General features: G+C 35.4%; 13 protein-coding genes. All 13 read left to right on the forward strand.

Annotated features, from left to right (window positions below; genetic code table 11):
* The first annotated feature begins 127 nt into the window (after positions 1-127).
* The 13 genes from KME09_11615 to KME09_11675 all read left to right on the forward strand — a co-directional run bounded on the left by KME09_11615 (position 128) and on the right by KME09_11675 (position 18,049).
* A complete protein-coding gene (locus KME09_11615; protein MBW4534571.1) occupies positions 128-5,362 on the forward strand; it encodes a DUF4082 domain-containing protein in 5,235 nt (1,744 codons plus the stop codon).
* Positions 5,363-5,505: 143 nt separating this feature from the next.
* Entirely contained in the window at positions 5,506-7,167 is a 1,662-nt protein-coding gene (locus KME09_11620) for a hypothetical protein (GenBank protein MBW4534572.1), read from the forward strand.
* Between the two features lie 149 nt (positions 7,168-7,316).
* A complete protein-coding gene (locus tag KME09_11625) occupies positions 7,317-8,351 on the forward strand; it encodes a glycosyltransferase (GenBank protein ID MBW4534573.1) in 1,035 nt (344 codons plus the stop codon).
* 180 nt (positions 8,352-8,531) lie between these two features.
* Positions 8,532-10,325: an ABC transporter ATP-binding protein/permease gene (locus KME09_11630; GenBank protein ID MBW4534574.1), complete on the forward strand. Its 1,794-nt coding sequence runs from the start codon at positions 8,532-8,534 to the stop codon at positions 10,323-10,325.
* Positions 10,326-10,382: 57 nt separating this feature from the next.
* A complete protein-coding gene (locus KME09_11635) occupies positions 10,383-11,540 on the forward strand; it encodes a glycosyltransferase family 4 protein (GenBank protein ID MBW4534575.1) in 1,158 nt (385 codons plus the stop codon).
* A 35-nt stretch (positions 11,541-11,575) separates the two neighbouring features.
* A complete protein-coding gene (locus KME09_11640) occupies positions 11,576-12,493 on the forward strand; it encodes an FkbM family methyltransferase (protein MBW4534576.1) in 918 nt (305 codons plus the stop codon).
* A gap of 36 nt (positions 12,494-12,529) precedes the next feature.
* Positions 12,530-13,585 (forward strand): glycosyltransferase, encoded by a 1,056-nt coding sequence (locus KME09_11645; protein ID MBW4534577.1) that lies wholly within the window; start codon positions 12,530-12,532, stop codon positions 13,583-13,585.
* A 203-nt stretch (positions 13,586-13,788) separates the two neighbouring features.
* Entirely contained in the window at positions 13,789-15,006 is a 1,218-nt protein-coding gene (locus tag KME09_11650) for a hypothetical protein (GenBank protein MBW4534578.1), read from the forward strand.
* Between the two features lie 135 nt (positions 15,007-15,141).
* Positions 15,142-15,315 carry a hypothetical protein gene (locus tag KME09_11655; GenBank protein MBW4534579.1) on the forward strand — a complete coding sequence of 58 codons (174 nt, stop codon included), beginning with the start codon at positions 15,142-15,144 and terminating at the stop codon, positions 15,313-15,315.
* A 259-nt stretch (positions 15,316-15,574) separates the two neighbouring features.
* On the forward strand, positions 15,575-15,796 hold the full coding sequence (locus KME09_11660; GenBank protein MBW4534580.1) for a DUF4327 family protein: 222 nt from the start codon (positions 15,575-15,577) through the stop codon (positions 15,794-15,796).
* 14 nt (positions 15,797-15,810) lie between these two features.
* Positions 15,811-16,314, forward strand: coding sequence for a pentapeptide repeat-containing protein (locus tag KME09_11665; GenBank protein ID MBW4534581.1), 504 nt, complete (start codon positions 15,811-15,813; stop codon positions 16,312-16,314).
* Between the two features lie 192 nt (positions 16,315-16,506).
* Complete coding sequence (locus KME09_11670; GenBank protein MBW4534582.1) at positions 16,507-17,349, forward strand: hypothetical protein; 843 nt, start codon at positions 16,507-16,509, stop codon at positions 17,347-17,349.
* 40 nt (positions 17,350-17,389) lie between these two features.
* Positions 17,390-18,049 (forward strand): alpha-ketoglutarate-dependent dioxygenase AlkB, encoded by a 660-nt coding sequence (locus KME09_11675; protein MBW4534583.1) that lies wholly within the window; start codon positions 17,390-17,392, stop codon positions 18,047-18,049.
* Positions 18,050-18,790 lie beyond the last annotated feature (741 nt).

The raw sequence follows: 18,790 nt of genomic DNA on the forward strand, positions 1-18,790 counted from the left end.
TCAATACTAAAAAAATATCGTTAATGCCTAATTAATCTAGTCTGTAACTTCCTTCTTAGTGTTTTTTTTAGCTAAATATTATCGAGACATCTATCTATAAAACTCAAATAAATTTAAGTAATTTTCTATGTTTAACTTTGATTCTCAATCTTCTAACGATTGTTCCAGTAGCAATAATAACAACTTATTGTTAGATTCATCCGAATCATTAGAATTCCCAAATTTACTGGGACTTAATGATCATCTTAGCAATGGCCAAACAATAGCTTTTATTGATTCTCGTGTTCCTGATGTCAAAAATCTTACCGAAAATCTTCAGGCAGATATTAAAGTTATTCTCAATCCTAATCAAGACGGCTTTGAGCAAATTAGCCAGGTTCTAAAACAATACGATGAATTAACAGGTATTCATATTATTTCTCACGGCAATACAGCAGAGTTACAGCTAGGCAATAGTATCTTTAATTCCGCGTCACTTGACGAATACAAACAAGAACTACAACAGTGGACATCTTCACTAACTCCAGAAGCGGATATCTTACTATATGGCTGTAACATTGCAGGAGAAAAAGCAGGACAAGCTTTTGTTAATACTTTTAGTAACTTAACTGGTGCTGATGTAGCAGCATCTAGAGATTTTACTGGTGATGACTCTCAAGGTGGTAACTGGCTGCTTGAATACAGTACAGGCAAGATTGAAACAGCAATACCTTTTACTAATTCTTTCATAAATGAATACGAGGGTCTTTTGCCCACCCTATTCACCAGCCAAACCCCAGCCCAAACCAATCTTACCGATGGAACTGGTAGTGCAGGTGATTATGAATTAGGGATGGAGTTCAGAACTGACCAAGCAGGACAGATTTCGGCTATTCGCTACTACAAAGCTGAGAGTGAAACAGGTACTCATGTTGGTAAAATCTGGTCAGCTTCAGGACAACTACTTGGAAGTGTGACTTTCAGCAATGAAACAGCTTCTGGCTGGCAACAACAAGCACTAACTACTCCTATCAGTATTGGAGCCAATACAACCTATATTGTCTCAGTCAATGCCAATACTCACTATGTATCTACTAATAATGGACTGGCAACTACAATTGCCAATGGCAATATCAGTTCCGTAGTCGATGATTCTAACGGAGTTTACAATACGACTCCTGCTAATTTCCCGACCCAATCTTATCAAAACTCCAACTATTTCCGCGATATCGTCTTTACTCCTAATCAAACTGCCAACAATAATCCTGGTACGGTAACAATTAATGGCACAGCCACCCAAAACCAAATCCTAACCGCAGCAGTTGGCGATGCCGATGGACTTACAGGCAATACCATTAACTATCAATGGCAACAGAGCAATAATAACGGTACAACTTGGACTGATATTTCAGGTGCAACTAACCAGACTTTGATATTAGGACAAGCTCAGGTAAATAATCGAGTTAGGGTAACAGCAACTTACACTGATACCTTGGGTAGTGGCGAAAATCCGACTAGTGCAGCAACCAATTCTGTAGCTAACGTTAATGACATCGGCATAGCTACAATTAATGGGACAACTTCACAGGGTGGTACTCTAGCAGCTAATGTCACTGATGTTGATGGTTTAACTGGAATAACTATCAATTATCAATGGCAGCAAAGTAATAATAACGGTACAACCTGGACAAATATTACAGGCGCAACCAATCAAAATCTAACCTTAGATAACAGTTTGGTTGGCAAGCAGGTTCGAGTTAACGCTATTTACACCGATACTTTAGGCGAAAACGAAAACATCTTTAGTCCTGCTAGTAATCCTATTTCCGCAGTCGTTTTAGAAAGTCTCTTTACTGGTCAAACTCCCACCCAAACCAACCTTACCGATGGAACTGGTAGTGCAGGAGACTATGAATTAGGCATGGAGTTTAGAACTGCCCAAGCAGGACAGATTTCGGCCCTTCGCTATTATAAAGCTGAGAGTGAAACAGGTACTCATGTTGGTAAAATTTGGTCGGCTTCAGGACAATTACTAGGAAGTGTGACTTTCAGCAATGAAACAGCATCAGGCTGGCAACAACAAGCACTAACAACGCCGATAAGTATTGCAGCCAATACAACCTACATTGTCTCAGTCAATGCAAATACTCACTATGTATCTACTAATAATGGACTGGCAACTACAATTACCAATGGCAATATAAGCGCAGTAGCCGATGATTCTAACGGAGTATACAATACGACTCCAGCTAATTTCCCCACTCAATCTTATCAAAACTCTAATTACTTCCGTGATATTGTCTTTACTACTAATACGTCTAATCCCAACAATAATCCTGGGACAATAACCGTCAATGGCACAGCCACCCAAAACCAAATCCTAACCGCCACAGTTGGCGATGCCGATGGACTCACAGGCAGCACGATTAACTATCAATGGCAACAGAGCAATAATAACGGTACAACCTGGACTAATATTTCAGGCGCAATTAATCAGACTCTGGTATTAGGACAAGCTCAGGTAGATAATCAAGTTAGGGTGACAACAACTTACACTGATACCCTAGGCAATAGCGAAAATGCTACCAGTGCAGCTACAACTTCTGTGGTTAATGTTAACGACATGGGTATGGTTACTCTCAATGGCACAGCTGCACAGGGCGGTACTCTCACAGCAAATGTTGCCGATGCTGATGGTTTAACTGGAATAACTATCAACTATCAATGGCAGCAGCTTAACAACAATACTTGGACAAATATTACAGGCGCAACCAACCAAAATCTAACCTTAGATAACAGTTTGGTTGGCAAACAAGTTCGAGTCAATGCCACCTATGCAGATGCTTTGGGCGCTAATGAAAATATTTTGAGTACTGCGAGTAATCCGATTTCCGCAGCCGTTTTAGAAAGTCTCTTTACTAGTCAAACTCCCACCCAAACCAACCTTACCGATGGAACTGGTAGTGCAGGAGACTATGAGCTAGGTATGGAGTTTAGAACTGCCCAAGCAGGACAGATTTCGGCCCTTCGCTATTATAAAGCTGAGAGTGAAACAGGTACTCATGTTGGTAAAATTTGGTCGGCTTCAGGACAATTACTAGGAAGTGTGACTTTCAGCAATGAAACAGCATCAGGTTGGCAACAACAAGCTTTAACTACTCCCATCAGTATTGCAGCCAATACAACCTACATTGTCTCAGTCAATGCCAATACTCACTATGTATCTACTAATAATGGACTGGCAACTACAATTACCAATGGTAATATCAGTGCCGTAGCCGATGGCTCTAACGGCGTTTACAATACGACTCCAGCTAATTTCCCCACCCAGTCTTACCAAAACTCCAACTATTTCCGCGATATCGTCTTTACTACTAATCAAACTCCTAACAATAATCTTGGTACAGTTGCGATCGCTGGTCAAGTAGCAGAAAACCAAACTTTAACAGCAAACGTTAGCGATCTCGATGGTGTTAATCAAAATACGATTACTTATCATTGGCAGCAAAGTAATGATAATGGAGTTACTTGGACTAATATTAATGGCGCCATCAACAAAACATTCACTTTAGAAGATGCACAGGTAAATAAGCGAGTCAGAGTCAGAGCAAATTATGTCGATGCTTTGGGAAGCAGTGAAAGTCTCATTAGTACAGCTACATCTACCGTTGCCAACATCAACGATCTCGGTCTAGGTATTTTAGCTGGTAGTGCAACTACTGGGCGTAACCTAGTTGCTAACATTCTCGATAACGATGGACTGACAGGGGTAACAATTAACTATCAGTGGCAACAGTTTTCTAATAATGTCTGGACTAATATTGTTGACGCAACCACCAAAACCTTAACACTAGGTGGATCTTTATTAGGTCAACAAGTACGAGCAACAGCTAATTACATTGATGCTTTGGGAGGTAGCGAGAATATTTCTAGTTCTGAGGTAAGTATTACTGCTCAAAATGCAATTGTTCTGGAAAATCAAAAGACAGGTACTAGTGATTGGAAAATTACTAACCCTGCTAACAGCAATGAAATTGCAGGATTTGCTTCTGTAACCAGTATAGATAAAGGAGAGTCTTTACCAATCAAGGTATCTCTGGCACAAGCTGGACAATACAAAATTGATGTTTATCGATTAGGCTATTACGGAGGCAATGGAGGTCGATTGATTACTAGTAGTGGTTTACTTAATGGTATTACCCAAGCTGGGCCTACCTTCGATCCTGAAACTAGATTAGTCGAATACAATTGGAATACCTCTTATGCACTACAGACCGACAACAACTGGACTAGCGGTTTATACATTGCTAAGTTAACCGATATTAGTACTGGGAAAGAAGCCCAAGTATGGTTTACTTTACGGGACGATAATCGACCTGCTGACATAGGTTTCCAAGAAGCTGTGACAACGGCTCAAGCCTATAATAATTATGGTGGTTACAGCACCTATGATTTCAACAGTGCTGGCAATGAACGAGCATTTAAGGTTTCTTTCGACCGACCCTTTGGTCAAAATGGTAATATAGAGAGCTTTAACAACCGATTAACTTGGGAATATAACCAGGTAAGATGGCTGGAATCTCAAGGCTATGACGTTTCTTATTACACTAATCTCGATGTTCATACCAATCCCTTACAACTATATTCTCAAAAGACCTTTTTATCTGTCGGTCATGACGAATATTGGTCGCTAGAAATGCGAGATAACGTCGAACAAGCTCGCGATAATGGCACTAATCTAGCCTTCTTTTCGGCAAATACCGCCTATTGGCGTGTAAGATTTGACCCTTCTAGTACTGGAGAAGAAAATCGTGTCATGGTGGTTTATAAAGATGATTGGGCAATAGATCCAGTCGCCCAAGATGACCCGGCTCAAGCAACAACTCTATTCCGTAGCGCAGAAGTTAACCGACCAGAAAATGCTTTACTAGGTGTGATGTATACAGGAGATATTGGTAGTAATAATATTTACAATGGTTTTGACTATGTAGTTACTAATGCTTCAGACCCTTACTACGCTAACACTGGTCTCCAGAACGGTGACAGAATTTCCAGATTAGTAGGATATGAATGGGATGCAGTTGTTAATAATGGCTTTACTCCAGCAAATCTAGTAATTTTGTCACAATCACCAGTTCAACCGCTAGGCGCGCTTCCTCCTCTTCCCCCAGGAACTGATACCACTATTTCTAATGCTGTCCGTTATACAGCAGCAAGTGGTGCAAAAGTATTTTCAACAGGTTCTGTTCAATGGGTGTGGGGATTAGATAGCGACAAAGTAGTAGATCCTCGTACAGATCAAAGAGCGCAGCAAATTGCCGTTAATATTTTCAAAGATATGGGAGCTTTACCTTTCACTCCACTGCCAGGTCTTGTGGTTTAATTAGCAAGTTGTGCTGAATTACAGGCAGCTAAAACCGATGGAGCTGAGACTAAAAATGAATTCTATTAGTTGAAAGCTCCTTGATCATTTTGAAACCAATATTTCTTTGACTCACAGTTAAAACAAAAAATAAACCATCTAAGATGAACAATAAACTGACCAACAATACCTTGAATCTTTGGCGAGAAGAAGGTAGTCGCCTCATCCCTAAAAATTATGAAATATTTAGTAATCTTCTCTCACAAGCATCGTCTTTGTTAAAAAGTCATAAATACGATGCAGCAGCAGCTTACTGTCAAATTGCATCTTTTCACGCTCAACTGAATCATTGTGGTTTTTTTGTCAGTCCAGAAATTGAGCAAATCCTGCTCACAATTGGACAAAAAGTTATACCAAAGAATTTTGATCCTCACAAAACTACTGTAGTACCTGGAAAACTTAGAAAAATTCTCCATGTTGCTACTAATGTGACAATGATTGGCGGAATTCCCCAGTTAATAAGGCGTTGGATTCAGCAGGACAATTTAAGTTCACATTCACTTGCTTTAACCAAACAAGCTCCACAGAATGTTTCAAAAGAACTTGTAGATTTAGTATTGAGCAGTCAAGGCAATATCTATGTGTTGAACGAAGGAATAGGAGGATTTACTTATCGAGCTAAAAAGCTATTTCAATATTCCAGAATAGCAGATATTGTTGTAATACATACATTAGAACATGATGTTATTCCAATGATTGCATTTGCCAACAAAGAACAGTCTCCACCGATTATATATGTAAACCATGGCGACCACTGGTTTTGGTTAGGTGCTGGTATCAGCGATATCGTAGTTAATCTTCGTGAATCAGGTATGCGCCTATCTTTGAAGCGAAGGGGAATTGAAGAACAGCGCAATTTACTTTTACCAACAATTCTAGAACCATCTTTGAGAAAACTTTCTCGACTGGAGGCCAAGCGACAGCTGGGTATAGATGAAAATGCTGTGATGCTTTTTTCTATTGCTAGGGTAGCTAAGTATAGAACAATTAACGGTCTTAGTTTTGCTGATGCACACGTTCCGTTATTAAAAAAATATAAACAAGCGATTTTGGTTGTAATTGGTCCTGGTGATGGTGAAGAGGATTGGTCTTTAGCAATTGAGCAAACTCAAAGAAGAATTAAAGTGTTGAGACAAACGAAAGCTACAGATATATTTTTTCAAGCTGCGGACATATATGTTGACTCATACCCTTTTGTCTCGATTACATCGTTGCTGGAAGCTGGAAGCTACAGCTTACCTTTGGTAAGTCGTTATCCATATTCTTCTGATGCTTGTGAGATCTTGGGTGCTGATATGCCAGGTTTAGACGGCAATTTAATTAGAGTTCAAAATATTGACGAGTACACAGCAGTTTTGTCTGGCTTAGTTGAAGATGAAAAGTTTAGGCTTGCTTTAGGAAACGCTACTAAAAGTAAAATTGAAGAGAATCATTGGGGCAATAACTGGCAGTCTTCTTTAAATGAAATCTATGCATATGCCACAAAGATACCTAGAGTAACTAAAAAATTGAATTTAGTAAATGAGATGTTTTTAGGTGAACCAGATATTTTTTTACCAAGCATTAATAGTACTGAGATTAACAATATATTTCATTGGCAAATGTCTCTTATGCCATTTGATGAACGACTACGCTTGTGGTCTTGTTTAGTACAAAACAATGGTTTTCGGAATAATCCATTCAATTTGCTCTTATCAGATTGGCTTCACTGGCGTTATTACTTATTTAGAGACCGCATATTAAGTTTTTTATTTAGAAGATCTTAAGTTTTAAAAATGAATTTTGTTATGTCTCTTAAAATAATAAATATACCAATATTAAGTTTATTATCATAAAATAAAACTACGTTAATGCCAAATATTATAAATTTTGAGTTTTATAATTAATAAACTTTGCGACTACAAAAAATATATTTATGAATTTTAAACCACTAACTAGTGTTATTATCAACAATTATAATTATAAGCAATTTTTGTCACAAGCGATTGACAGTGTTTTAAGTCAAAGTTATCTTTATACCGAAATCATTGTCGTCGATGATGGCTCTAATGATTCTTCTCGTGAAATTATTGCTGACTATGGAACTCGTGTAATTCCGTTGCTTAAAGAAAATGGTGGACAAGCTTCAGCATTAAATGCAGGTTTTGCAGCCAGCAAAGGAGAAATTATATTTTTTCTTGATGCTGATGATGTATTTATTTCTAATAAAGTGGAGGAGTTGTTGAAATTATTTACTCAGATAATTCAACACAATCCCGATGCAATGATTTCTAATTACATTCAACCTATAGATGAAAAAGGATTGACTATTGATATTGATATTTTGAATACTTTAAGTACTATCAATGATTGGAGATACTTATCTAAAATTCGAGGCAAAAAAAATAAATTAATAGACAAAGTAATAACCAAGTTAAGTACTCCCGAACAAGTCTATCAATTTGCTGTAAAGTATCGGTTTATCCCCTATCTGGGAATGCCTACTAGCGGTATAGCAATGACTCGTTCTCTTGCAAAAAAAATTTTTCCTATACCTAGCGAGTCTATTAAAACTTCAGCAGATGATTTTGTGGTTAAAGGAGCATCGTTGATTGGAACAGTTTATTTAACTAATCATGTTCTTACAAAGTACCGTATTCATGGAAAAAACAGTTGGTACGGGAATCAAAATCTACTTCCAGAGACTTACTTTAATATACTCGATGATTTTTTAAATTTAAAACTAATAAGCACTGGAAGAAAAGAAGTTTTCTCTTATTTTAGCTCTATTCACGCTAAAGGTTATTATCGAGCTAAATATAAATATCAATGTAGTTATAAATTAATTGATTTAGCGCTCAAAGTTGTTTTATGGCATATTAATTTAATGACTATATCTTTTTTCTTGAAAACAGTTTACTTGGCGATTATTTTTGGATTTAAAAAGAGGAATAAAATAAATAATAAATAATTATAATTTATTTATTATTTATTAAACAGTAAAAAATATTTTTTTAAACTATTTTAATGAATATCAACGACGATTAAATTGATCTACATCTGGGTCAACTGTAAAAAAAATACTGAGGGATATTATCGTTTAAGAAAAGTTATTTCAAAATCAAATACATACATACATACATACATACTTATGAATCAATTTTTTTATAAATTTTTTTATATTACAAAAAGTAATCACAAACAGCTACTAGTAATGATGTTTCTATTTATTTTTATTTCCGTTTTGGAGGTTTTTGGAACAGGAATAATTGGACCATTCATTGCGATAGCTACTAATCCAGATACAGTCAAGAATAATTATTGGCTAAATTTGGTTTATCAACAATTACATTTTAATTCGCACCAACAATTTCTAATTATTTTGGGTTTATTAGTAATTATTACTTTTTATATTAAAGCTTTTTTTAGTTTTAATGCTCAAAAATCAGTTTTTGAATTTGGCTATGGTTTGCGAGGTGAACTAGCATCAAAATTAATGAAAGCATATATAGAAGCACCTTATAGCTTTCACTTAGGAACTAACTCAGCAACTTTAATTCAAAATGTTGTCACCTCAACCGATATGGTTTGTCTAGGCTTAATTATGTCACTGTTGACCTCAATCTCTAATGCTGTGATTATCCTGGCATTAATAATATTACTGGTCAATACTAATTCAATGGCTTTAATTTTGATTGCCATTATTCTCTTAGTCAGCTTAGGTTTGTTATATCCTATGAAAGACCGTTTAGTTCGTTGGGGTAGTGAAGGATGGAAAGCAAATGGTGAGATGATTCGGATTATGAATCATGGTTTGGGTGGTTTTAAGGAAACTCGTGTACTAGGTTGTGAATCATATTTTCAGCAGCAAATGGCGGTTCAAACCCAAAAATACGCCAGAAATTTAAGTTTGGCTTCAGGTTATGGCAATCTACCCCGTTTTGTCGTCGAAGCGTTTATGATTAGCTTTTTAATTGGGTTTACGCTGTTATTTATCAATTTAAATCAAGGAAATGAAGAAAATCTAACTGCGGTTTTAGGTATTTTTGCTTTGGCATCGATTCGTTTATTGCCAGCAACTGGCAATTTAATTTCTGGTATTAACGTCATTCGCACTAATACTCATGCTCTTGATCGCCTCTTTTTTGACTTCAAAGAGTTAGAAAAAAGAGAGTCTAGATCTAATGTTGAATCTCCAACTCGTTCTGAAGATCTCTCACTCAATCGAGATGTACAACCTATACTTTTTGAGCAACAACTTACGTTAGATAGGCTTACTTATCAATATCCTAATGCTCATAACAAAGCTTTGAAAGAAATTTCTCTGACTATCAATAAAGGGCAATCGATTGGTTTAATTGGTAAATCTGGTTCTGGTAAGACTACTCTGGTTGATGTTTTATTAGGTCTTTTTATGCCGCAATCTGGGGATATTAAAGTTGATGGTATTTCTGTCTATAACAATTTACGTGCTTGGCAAGATCAACTGGGTTATGTTCCTCAAACAATTTTTTTAATTGACGATACGATTGAACGCAATATTGCTTTTGGAGTTGCTGATAACTTAATCGATCAAGAACGTTTAAAAAAAGCGGTTGAAATGGCTCAGTTGACTCAGGTAATCGAACAACTGCCAAATGGTATTAAAACTATGGTGGGAGAACGGGGAGTACTTTTATCGGGAGGACAACGACAGCGAATTGGAATTGCCCGAGTACTGTATCACGAAAGAGAAATTTTGGTGTTTGATGAAGCAACTGCTGCGTTGGATACAGAAACCGAAAAACTGGTAACAGAAGCGACTAAAGCCTTAAGTGGCAAAAAGACAATTATTATTATTGCTCATCGTCTTTCAACCATTGAACACTGCGATCAAATATTTCAACTTGATCGGGGTCAAATTATTAAATCGGGCAGTTATCAAGAAGTTGTCTTAGATAATTGAGGCAATACTAATCATTTATTTTTACAAACATTTACAAACAATTGAAAGAGAAAATTTATGAAGATAGCTTATGCAACAACCTATAATTCACGTAGATTAGCTGGCTTAAATGAATGGTCTGGCTTAGGCTACTATATTGCACAATCTTTGAAAAGCCAAGGTATGCATTTGGACTATCTCGGACCTTTGAAAGAGAAGGTTGACTTGAGGATGAGACAAAAGTTAAAACGCAGTTACTACAGGTTATTTCAAAGTTCACATTATGAAAAAGACTCAGATATATTAGTTCTTAAAGATTATGCCCATCAAATTTCTAACCTGCTTTCTTCAACAAATGCAGACATCGTGTTTAGCGCGACGATAAGACCAATTGTCTACCTTGAATGTAGTCAACCGATTGTTTTCTGGGCAGATGCAACTGGTGCTGGTCTGATAGATTTTTACCCCCAGTATAGAAATCTATGCCAGGAATCACTTGAAAACTGGCACATGATAGAAAAGCTTGCCCTAGAAAAGTGTAAGTTAGCAATTTACGCTTCTGAATGGGCAGCTCAGACGGCAATTAAGTATTACAATGCAGACCCTGCTAAAGTAAAGGTAGTACCCTTTGGCGCAAATGTTGATGCTTTAAAAACTTTGGATGAGGTGAAGGATTTGATTGAAGCTAGACCTTCAAATCAATGCAAACTCTTGTTCTTAGGTGTTGATTGGTATCGTAAAGGAGGAGATGTTGCGCTCAAGGTTGCTGAAGAACTGAATAATGCAGGTTTAGATACGGAATTAACAGTTGTTGGTTGTGAACCGATTGTGGAAGGAACTATCCCTAGCTTTGTTAAACCTTTGGGCTTTATCAGTAAGTCTACTGCTACTGGAAAAAAAAGAATTAATCAACTCATTGCGGAATCTCATTTTTTGATTCTGCCTTCAAAAGCAGAATGCTATGGAGTTGTTTTTTGTGAAGCAAATTCATTTGGTGTCCCTTGTATTTCCAGGAAAGTTGGTGGGATTCCAACAATTATCAAAACAAATATCAATGGTAATCTGTTCGATCTCAATGCTGATATATCTGAATATTGCGATTACATATATAATTTATTTTCTAACTACGCAGATTATAAAATTATGGCTCTCTCTGCTTTCAATGAATATCAATCACGTTTAAATTGGAAAGTAGCAGGGCAAAAAGTAAAACAATTGCTTTTAGAAAACATTTAATATGACATTCAATAAAAAATAATTAGGTAAAAATAGTGTATCAATTACGTAATGCAATTGCTTATTTATCTCGTTCTACACCCTATTTTAGAGGAAAACGTCGTTTGGGAAATGCAATTAGTCGTTTATCAAGTAATTTTAATCATAACCACGAATGTATTTCAAAGGTTAAAATGCAAGATGGGACTTGGATGCAATTAGATGTGCGAAGTCGAACAGAGCAGTGGTCTTATTGGACAGGTTATTATGATAACGACATAATTTTAAAATTGTCGAATTGCTTAGAAGAAAAATGTGTTGTATTTGATGTTGGCGCAAATATTGGGTTTTATTCAGTCCCATTGGGTCGCAAATTACAGAGACTAAATGGTCAATTATATGCCTTTGAGCCAGTTAAATCTAATTTTGAGCGTCTTAAAACTAACATTTCATTAAATAATTTAGAAGAGACTGTCAGAGCATACGAAATTGCATTAGGAGATGATGAAGGTGAGATCAAAATATCTCTGGAAAACAAAAATAATTCTACTACAGGCAATGCTGTAATGGTTAAAGGAGAAATACCAGTCAGCTATTTTGGTATAACTTCAAAAGCCCACTTAACAAAACTCGATACCTTTGTCAAAAAACAAAATATCAAAAAATGTCATCTAATCAAGATTGATGTTGAAGGGGCTGAAGTTATGTTTTTGGATGGTGGTTCGTCTTTTCTTAGTCAAACTCGCCCCATTATTTATGGTGAATTTAATAATTATTTCTTGCCAAAGTTTGGGAATTCATTTTTAGATGTAGTAAATATTGTTTCACCTTGGAGCTACCGCTTTTTTGAGCAAAAAAAATCTGGTCAATTTATTGAAATAAAAAAATTCAAGCCCGACCTTGAACATATAATACTAGCACCCTCGGAAACACCAAATTCAATTTTGAATAAGTTAGGAGTGATTCAGGAATAGAAGGTTGAAAGCTTGTTTGTTGTTTAATGAAAAAAAATGAATTTTCAACCTTTTGTCAGTATTATTATTAATAATTATAACTACGATCGCTTTTTAGCCGAAACAATTAACAGTGCTTTAAATCAAACCTATCCCGAGACTGAAGTGATTGTAGTTGATGATGGCTCAACGGATAATTCCCGTGTAATTATAGCTGAGTATGGCGATCGCATCATCCCGATTCTGCAACCCAACGGCAAACAAGCATCCGCTTTTAATAATGGATTTGCTAGAAGCAAAGGAGATATTATTATCTTTCTTGATTCCGATGATTATTTATTGCCTCAAGCACTAACGGAAATCGCTAACATCTGGAAACCAAATCTAGCAAAGGTGCATTACCGTCTTAATGTAGTTAACGGGAAAGGAGAATCTTTAGGTTATTCTTGTCCTCAAGGAAGTTCCCCTTTATCTAGTGGCAAAGTCTGGCAAACACTGTTAGAAAAAGGAGGATATGTCAGCACTCCCACCAGTGGCAATGCTCTTAATCGTCAGGTTTTAAGCAAATTATTTCCTATTCCTGATGAATATAAGCTAACAGCAGACGATTATCTATCTTTTCAAGTACCTTTTTATGGAGAAGTTGCAGCCATTGAAGAGCCTTTGGGAGTGTATCGAGTCCACGATAGCAATCAATGGGCATTAGCTACCGTAACAGGCGATCGCTTTAAGCGTTTTGTTCGCCATGACCTCCAAAATTTTGCCTTGTTAAGCAATAAAGCAGCAGAATTTGGTTATAAAATTCCTCCAGATCTCGAACAACGTGCAATTGGTCGTCTTTGGTCGCGAATTATCTCTCTTAGACTTAATGGTAAAACCCATCTAGTCGAGAGCGATCGCTCTACCAAATTAATTTATCAAGGAATTCGTAGTCTCTGGAAATATTCTGATTTTAATGTTCCCAAACGATTAGTTTATAGTCTTTGGTTTATTTGGGTTGGCTGGATGCCTTTACCATTAGCCAAACTAGCGATCGCTTGGTTATACGCACCACATCAACGTCCTAAATTAATTGATTGGACTGTGACTAAATTTCGTCAATTAGTAAAGTAAATTGAAATTGAAGGCAAGAGCGAAAAAAAGATAATTATTTTAATTATTTATTTTAAATTTATTTAAACCAATCAACTAATGAACTTAAATAGCTCACAATTAAGCATTAAAAAGGCAAAAAAAAAATAACCTGGACTAATAGTACTAATTTAATTATTTTTGCTTTTGCTATAGTTTTTTATTCGCGAATTATCTGCTCCACCTTGGGTATTCCTTCAATTGTTAGTCACGCCCACTTTGTAGTGATTCCCTGGGTTTTTTGGATTATTTTAACAACCGCGCCGACGAAAGATGCTAAACAAATTAAATTAACTTACTCTCTTTTATCAGGACTATTTTTATTTTTCACTGTAATTGTGGCGAGTGCCTTATGGAATGAAACTGGTTTTATTAATGCAATCATTAGTTTCATGATGCTAGCAGAACCAATAATCTTCTTAACTGCCATTGTTAGTATTCCTATGTCTGGTGCATCGTGTTTAAAACTTAAAAAGTGGTTAATATGGTCTGCTCTAATTAATTTCATACTTGCTGCCGTGCAAAAACCTCTAATTGACGCGGATAAACTTTATGCTGAAGGCTTTAACGGTACGGATGGTTGCGGTGGGGTATTTTTTGTTTCGGGAGCGGGCAATTACATCTCTGCTTCGGTATCTTTAGCATTTGCTTTATACTTTTTTAATGACAAAAAAATTCCCTTTTGGATTCGTTTATTAGCCTTAAGCGCAGCATTTTGGCAGCTTCTATTTTCTGATTCTAAGCAACTTATCTTGGCTTATGTAGTTGCCTGGATATTGTTGATTTTGCTTAATTCTCAAGATCTGAGCAAGACTATTAGGTTGATGATCGGAATACTTATTTTCGGCTTAGTATTTTTCTGGTGCATTCAAAACATAGAACAGTTTAGTTCCTTTACAGCTTGGGCAAGACCAGAACTATACGAAACAGATGGCGAAGCTTGGTATGCTAAATTTTATTCGGTGCGCGCTATTATAGATGAGTTTCAGTCCCCAATTAATTGGTTTGTTGGTTTAGGCCCTGGTCATACGGTAAGTCGCTTGGGAGCGTGGTTTCTCGTCGATTATTGGTCTATACTAAGTCGTTTTGGTGCTACCTACACCTCCATGGGGACAGATGCCATGAAATTTGTGGGTGGTTATTGGCTTACTAATAGCTCAAGTATTTTTAGCCCTGTTTTTGGCTGGGCGGGAATTTGGGGAGATTTGGGTTTATTTGGTTTAGGAGCATATTTATATTTAGCTTATTTAGTTTGGCAAAATTTTGGCTTGAATAGTTCTTTAAAAATAACCTTACTGTCAATCTTAGTTTTGGGATTTATTTTTACTCAAATGGAAGAGCCAGGCTATATGGTTTCAATTGCTCTATTATTAGGACTAGCATGGCACGAAAGAAAATTATAGGGTAGGCTCGACGCTACCCTGCATACCCAAGTATTAGAGCTGATGTTGGCATTAAAAGCAGAATTTGACCTAACTTACCTATTTATTACTCACCAAGATTAAAAATTATTAGCATAAATCAGTTGACAAAAAAGCATGCAGAGTAAAAATATTTCGGGTACAATCATTTGCGATCGCTATAAAATTATTAACGTACTCGGTAAAGGTGGAGTTGGGATAACTTATCCCTCTTTTGTCACTTTCCGAGGCAAAAGAGTAGCAGAAAAAGGATTTAGCCATCAGGAAAATAAACAGAAAATTGATTCATGACAGCGATTAATTGATGAAAACCAACTAATAAAGAACCCTAAAGGACGACACGCAGCTAGTCCTTTAAGACACTTCCTAAATACTGAATCTATTACCCTCTCTGCCTCACCGCTACCAACAACTTTTTTGATTGTAGTTTAATTCTCGGAAAGTGACAAAAGAGGGATAGAACATTTCCTACTTCCTAATATTGCTCACAATTTCCTCAAGCTTATTGCTTATCTTAAAAATGAGATTGAATTAACCAATGAGGTAAATCATGATTGCCACAGTTAACTTTTCTATTGATGAGATTAAAAATGAAGCCTCTGATCTAGTTAAAACAGGAAAGATCGCTCCTCATCAACCAATTTATGTTCTTTGCGAGTTTATTTCTCCAAGAGAATGGATTTGCGCTGAATGTGAATTAGAAAAAAACGATTATCTCTTAAGAGATCATATCTGCGATCTCTTAGCCAAAGAAGAATGGTCAGAAGATTAGGAGGCAAAAATTGAATGGCACAGGTAATTAAAAAACAGGAATTAGATCAGTACAATACTACGGCAATGAAGGTGGAGTTACTGAAAGCTGCATATATGGCAGGTAGAAGAGATTTTTCGCGATCGCAATTACAAAATATATGTTTGCATAAAGCACATTTAGCAGCGATTAATTTTAGCGATGCCTATCTAAATCGGGCTATTTTAAGTAAAGCTAATCTTGAAAGAGCTTATTTCAATCGAGCAATTCTTTATGCTGCAAATCTCAACCAGGCACTAATGTATCAGGCTAGTTTGATTGAGGCAAATTTAGAAAAAGCCACCTTAAGTCATGCTACCTTGAATCATACTAATTTGAGTGGAGCAAATCTCAGAAATGCTAATCTCGAACACGCGCAATTAGTCTGGGCAAATCTACGGGGAGCAAATTTAAAAGATGCCAATCTTGATAAGGCGAATTTAACTGGTGCAAAGTTTGGTCAGACGATTATGCCCGATGGAAGTATTAGAAATGATTAGTAGTTTGTAGTTAGTAAAGGTGCTGATTATCTTCAGCATCCTTATTTGTTGATAGATTTAAATTAGGCGATAGTACCTGAATTAGTAGATTTTTATTAGTAGTTTAAATGGCTAAGTTTTAAACTTAAATAAACAGTAATGAGATCACAACTACTTAATTTTCTTTAAGACATATTGGATTAAAACCAGTAAATGTCAAAAGTAAAAATTAAGATGGTAAGCCAGCTTTTAAGAGTAAGTTTAGTCAAACCTGACTTTAATTATATTAAAGATGTCTATGAAGTTTGTTTAGAAAAATATCTACAAAATCCTCAAAAGGTATTTGACGTTATTAATTCAATTAACCATGGTAGAAAAATCCTTATATCTAATCAAGAAGTAGATACTTATATCGCTTTTTATGGCATACAACATTATTATAAACTAATAGAAGCGTTTGACGCACTTGATATATCGAAATTTGACGATAAACAGCTGGAAATCTTTAGTTATGGTTGTGGTGCTGCAACTGATACTTGTTCATTAATAAGTTATTGTCGCTCAAAACAAATAAATTTACCTTTTAAAAAACTTACATTAATTGAACCTTCTCTGATTGCACTCAAAAGAGGGATTGAATACATTAATCAAGCTTTGTCTCCTAAAGAATTAAAGGAAATAAATATTAAACCTGTTAATAAATATCTTGAAAACTTAGGAGAAAGTGATATATCTTCTGAATACGCGACTTCAAAAATTCATATATTTTCTAATATTCTTGATTTACAAAGCATAGATTTAAATGATTTAGCATCACTCATTCTAACAACTCAAACTGGGAATAATTATTTTATGTGTATTAGTCCGATACGATATGATGGTAGAACTAGGATTGAAACGTTTTATCAAATTGTATCAAATAGCGTGATGGTAAATAATATATGTACAAAGAATACTGGTATTAGAAATAAAGTTTGGTCAATGAAAAAGAACGATTATGATAATAACTATTATATAGATAGATATCATAAAATTTTTATGGTGCAAATGATTTAATCATAATTAAATTAATTTTAATTATGCCATACTAAATGATATGCAAAAACAACTGAATCTCGATCTATTTTCTACCAAGAAAACTGATAATAAAAAACATCCTGAAATTGTAACTTTGCCATCAGGTGAATCTATGCCTGATGGAGAAGTGATTATGTATCGAAATTTTTTTGAAGAATTAGAAAGCGACCAACTATTCAACGAGTTACTAGGTAGTATAAATTGGCGACAAGATAAAATAAAAATGTTTGGTAAAGAAGTTGATTTACCTAGATTGACTGCTTGGTACGGAGATCGAGGTAAATCCTATAAATATTCAGGTATTAACATGAATCCCGATACCTGGACACCGACACTACTTTCAATTAAAGAAAGAGTTGAAAAAGTAGTAGAGCTAAACTTCAATAGTGTCTTATTAAACTTATATCGCAATGGAAAAGATTACGTTTCATGGCATAGTGACGATGAGCCAGAATTAGAGCAAAATTCAATTATTGCTTCAATCAGTTTTGGTGAAACAAGACGTTTTCAATTAAGACATAAATTAAATAAAGATTTAGATACAATCGAACTTGCTTTGACCCACGGTAGTCTACTACTAATGCAGGGTGCAACACAACATTTTTGGAAACATCAAGTACCAAAAACTGCCAAAGTATTGACGGAAAGAATTAATTTAACATTTAGAATAATCACTTAAATATTAAAGTTACTAAATTAAATCAGAAAAGTTCTCTTAGTTCTTCAATTTCAATTTTACTCATGATCGATACCTTTAATTGTGTCTTCCACTTCTTGATACAATTCATGAAGCGATCGCAATTCTTTTTGATGGTAAAGGAATATCTTTAATCCATAATTGTTTTTTGGGTTTATGTTCTATTTTTCATTTTAGGAGGTGCGATCGCATTTTCCTACTCCATAGTTGTTTTTATATCCTATTTGAAAAAAAATTTATGTATGGAACAAGTTATTTTTTTATTCATCTATAATTTATTACCAGTAATATTTTATTTTATTGCTTTTTTAATACCTAACGAAAAATTGCTTTCCACCTATACTTTATTCTGGTTAATTATTTTCATCCTTGCATTTCCTTGGATAATTAATTGTCTGGACATATCAATGTCAGAAAGTTCTAATTATTTAGATCAAATTACATGGATAGCGTGGACTTTATTCTTTCCATTTCCGCTTGGATTTCCTTCATTTGGAACAGCAATGGTGGGAATAATTGGGAAAGCTTTTATTCTATATAAAGAAAATATGAATCAGGAGGTTAGATTGACGACCGTCCAGATGACTGGATTAGTATTTATAATACTATTCAATCCTCTTTTTCAACTTGGATATACATCCTTGATAAATCTTGTTAGAAATAATGTTTGTCATACCTAAAGTAAGTAAAAATAGATAAAAAAAGTTAATGTATATATCCCTT

This window comes from Pleurocapsa minor HA4230-MV1, from assembly GCA_019359095.1.
Taxonomy (GTDB): Bacteria; Cyanobacteriota; Cyanobacteriia; order Cyanobacteriales; family Xenococcaceae; genus Waterburya; species Waterburya minor.

Excerpts from the sequence above, each read along its gene's own strand:
- KME09_11625 (MBW4534573.1), top strand. The coding sequence starts at position 7,317 with ATGAATTTTAAACCACTAACTAGTGTTATTATCAACAATTATAATTAT.
- KME09_11655 (MBW4534579.1), top strand. The coding sequence starts at position 15,142 with ATGCAGAGTAAAAATATTTCGGGTACAATCATTTGCGATCGCTATAAA.
- KME09_11620 (MBW4534572.1), top strand. The coding sequence starts at position 5,506 with ATGAACAATAAACTGACCAACAATACCTTGAATCTTTGGCGAGAAGAA.
- KME09_11675 (MBW4534583.1), top strand. The coding sequence starts at position 17,390 with ATGCAAAAACAACTGAATCTCGATCTATTTTCTACCAAGAAAACTGAT.
- KME09_11670 (MBW4534582.1), top strand. The coding sequence starts at position 16,507 with ATGTCAAAAGTAAAAATTAAGATGGTAAGCCAGCTTTTAAGAGTAAGT.
- KME09_11665 (MBW4534581.1), top strand. The coding sequence starts at position 15,811 with ATGGCACAGGTAATTAAAAAACAGGAATTAGATCAGTACAATACTACG.
- KME09_11660 (MBW4534580.1), top strand. The coding sequence starts at position 15,575 with ATGATTGCCACAGTTAACTTTTCTATTGATGAGATTAAAAATGAAGCC.
- KME09_11635 (MBW4534575.1), top strand. The coding sequence starts at position 10,383 with ATGAAGATAGCTTATGCAACAACCTATAATTCACGTAGATTAGCTGGC.
- KME09_11630 (MBW4534574.1), top strand. The coding sequence starts at position 8,532 with ATGAATCAATTTTTTTATAAATTTTTTTATATTACAAAAAGTAATCAC.
- KME09_11615 (MBW4534571.1), top strand. The coding sequence starts at position 128 with ATGTTTAACTTTGATTCTCAATCTTCTAACGATTGTTCCAGTAGCAAT.
- KME09_11645 (MBW4534577.1), top strand. The coding sequence starts at position 12,530 with ATGAATTTTCAACCTTTTGTCAGTATTATTATTAATAATTATAACTAC.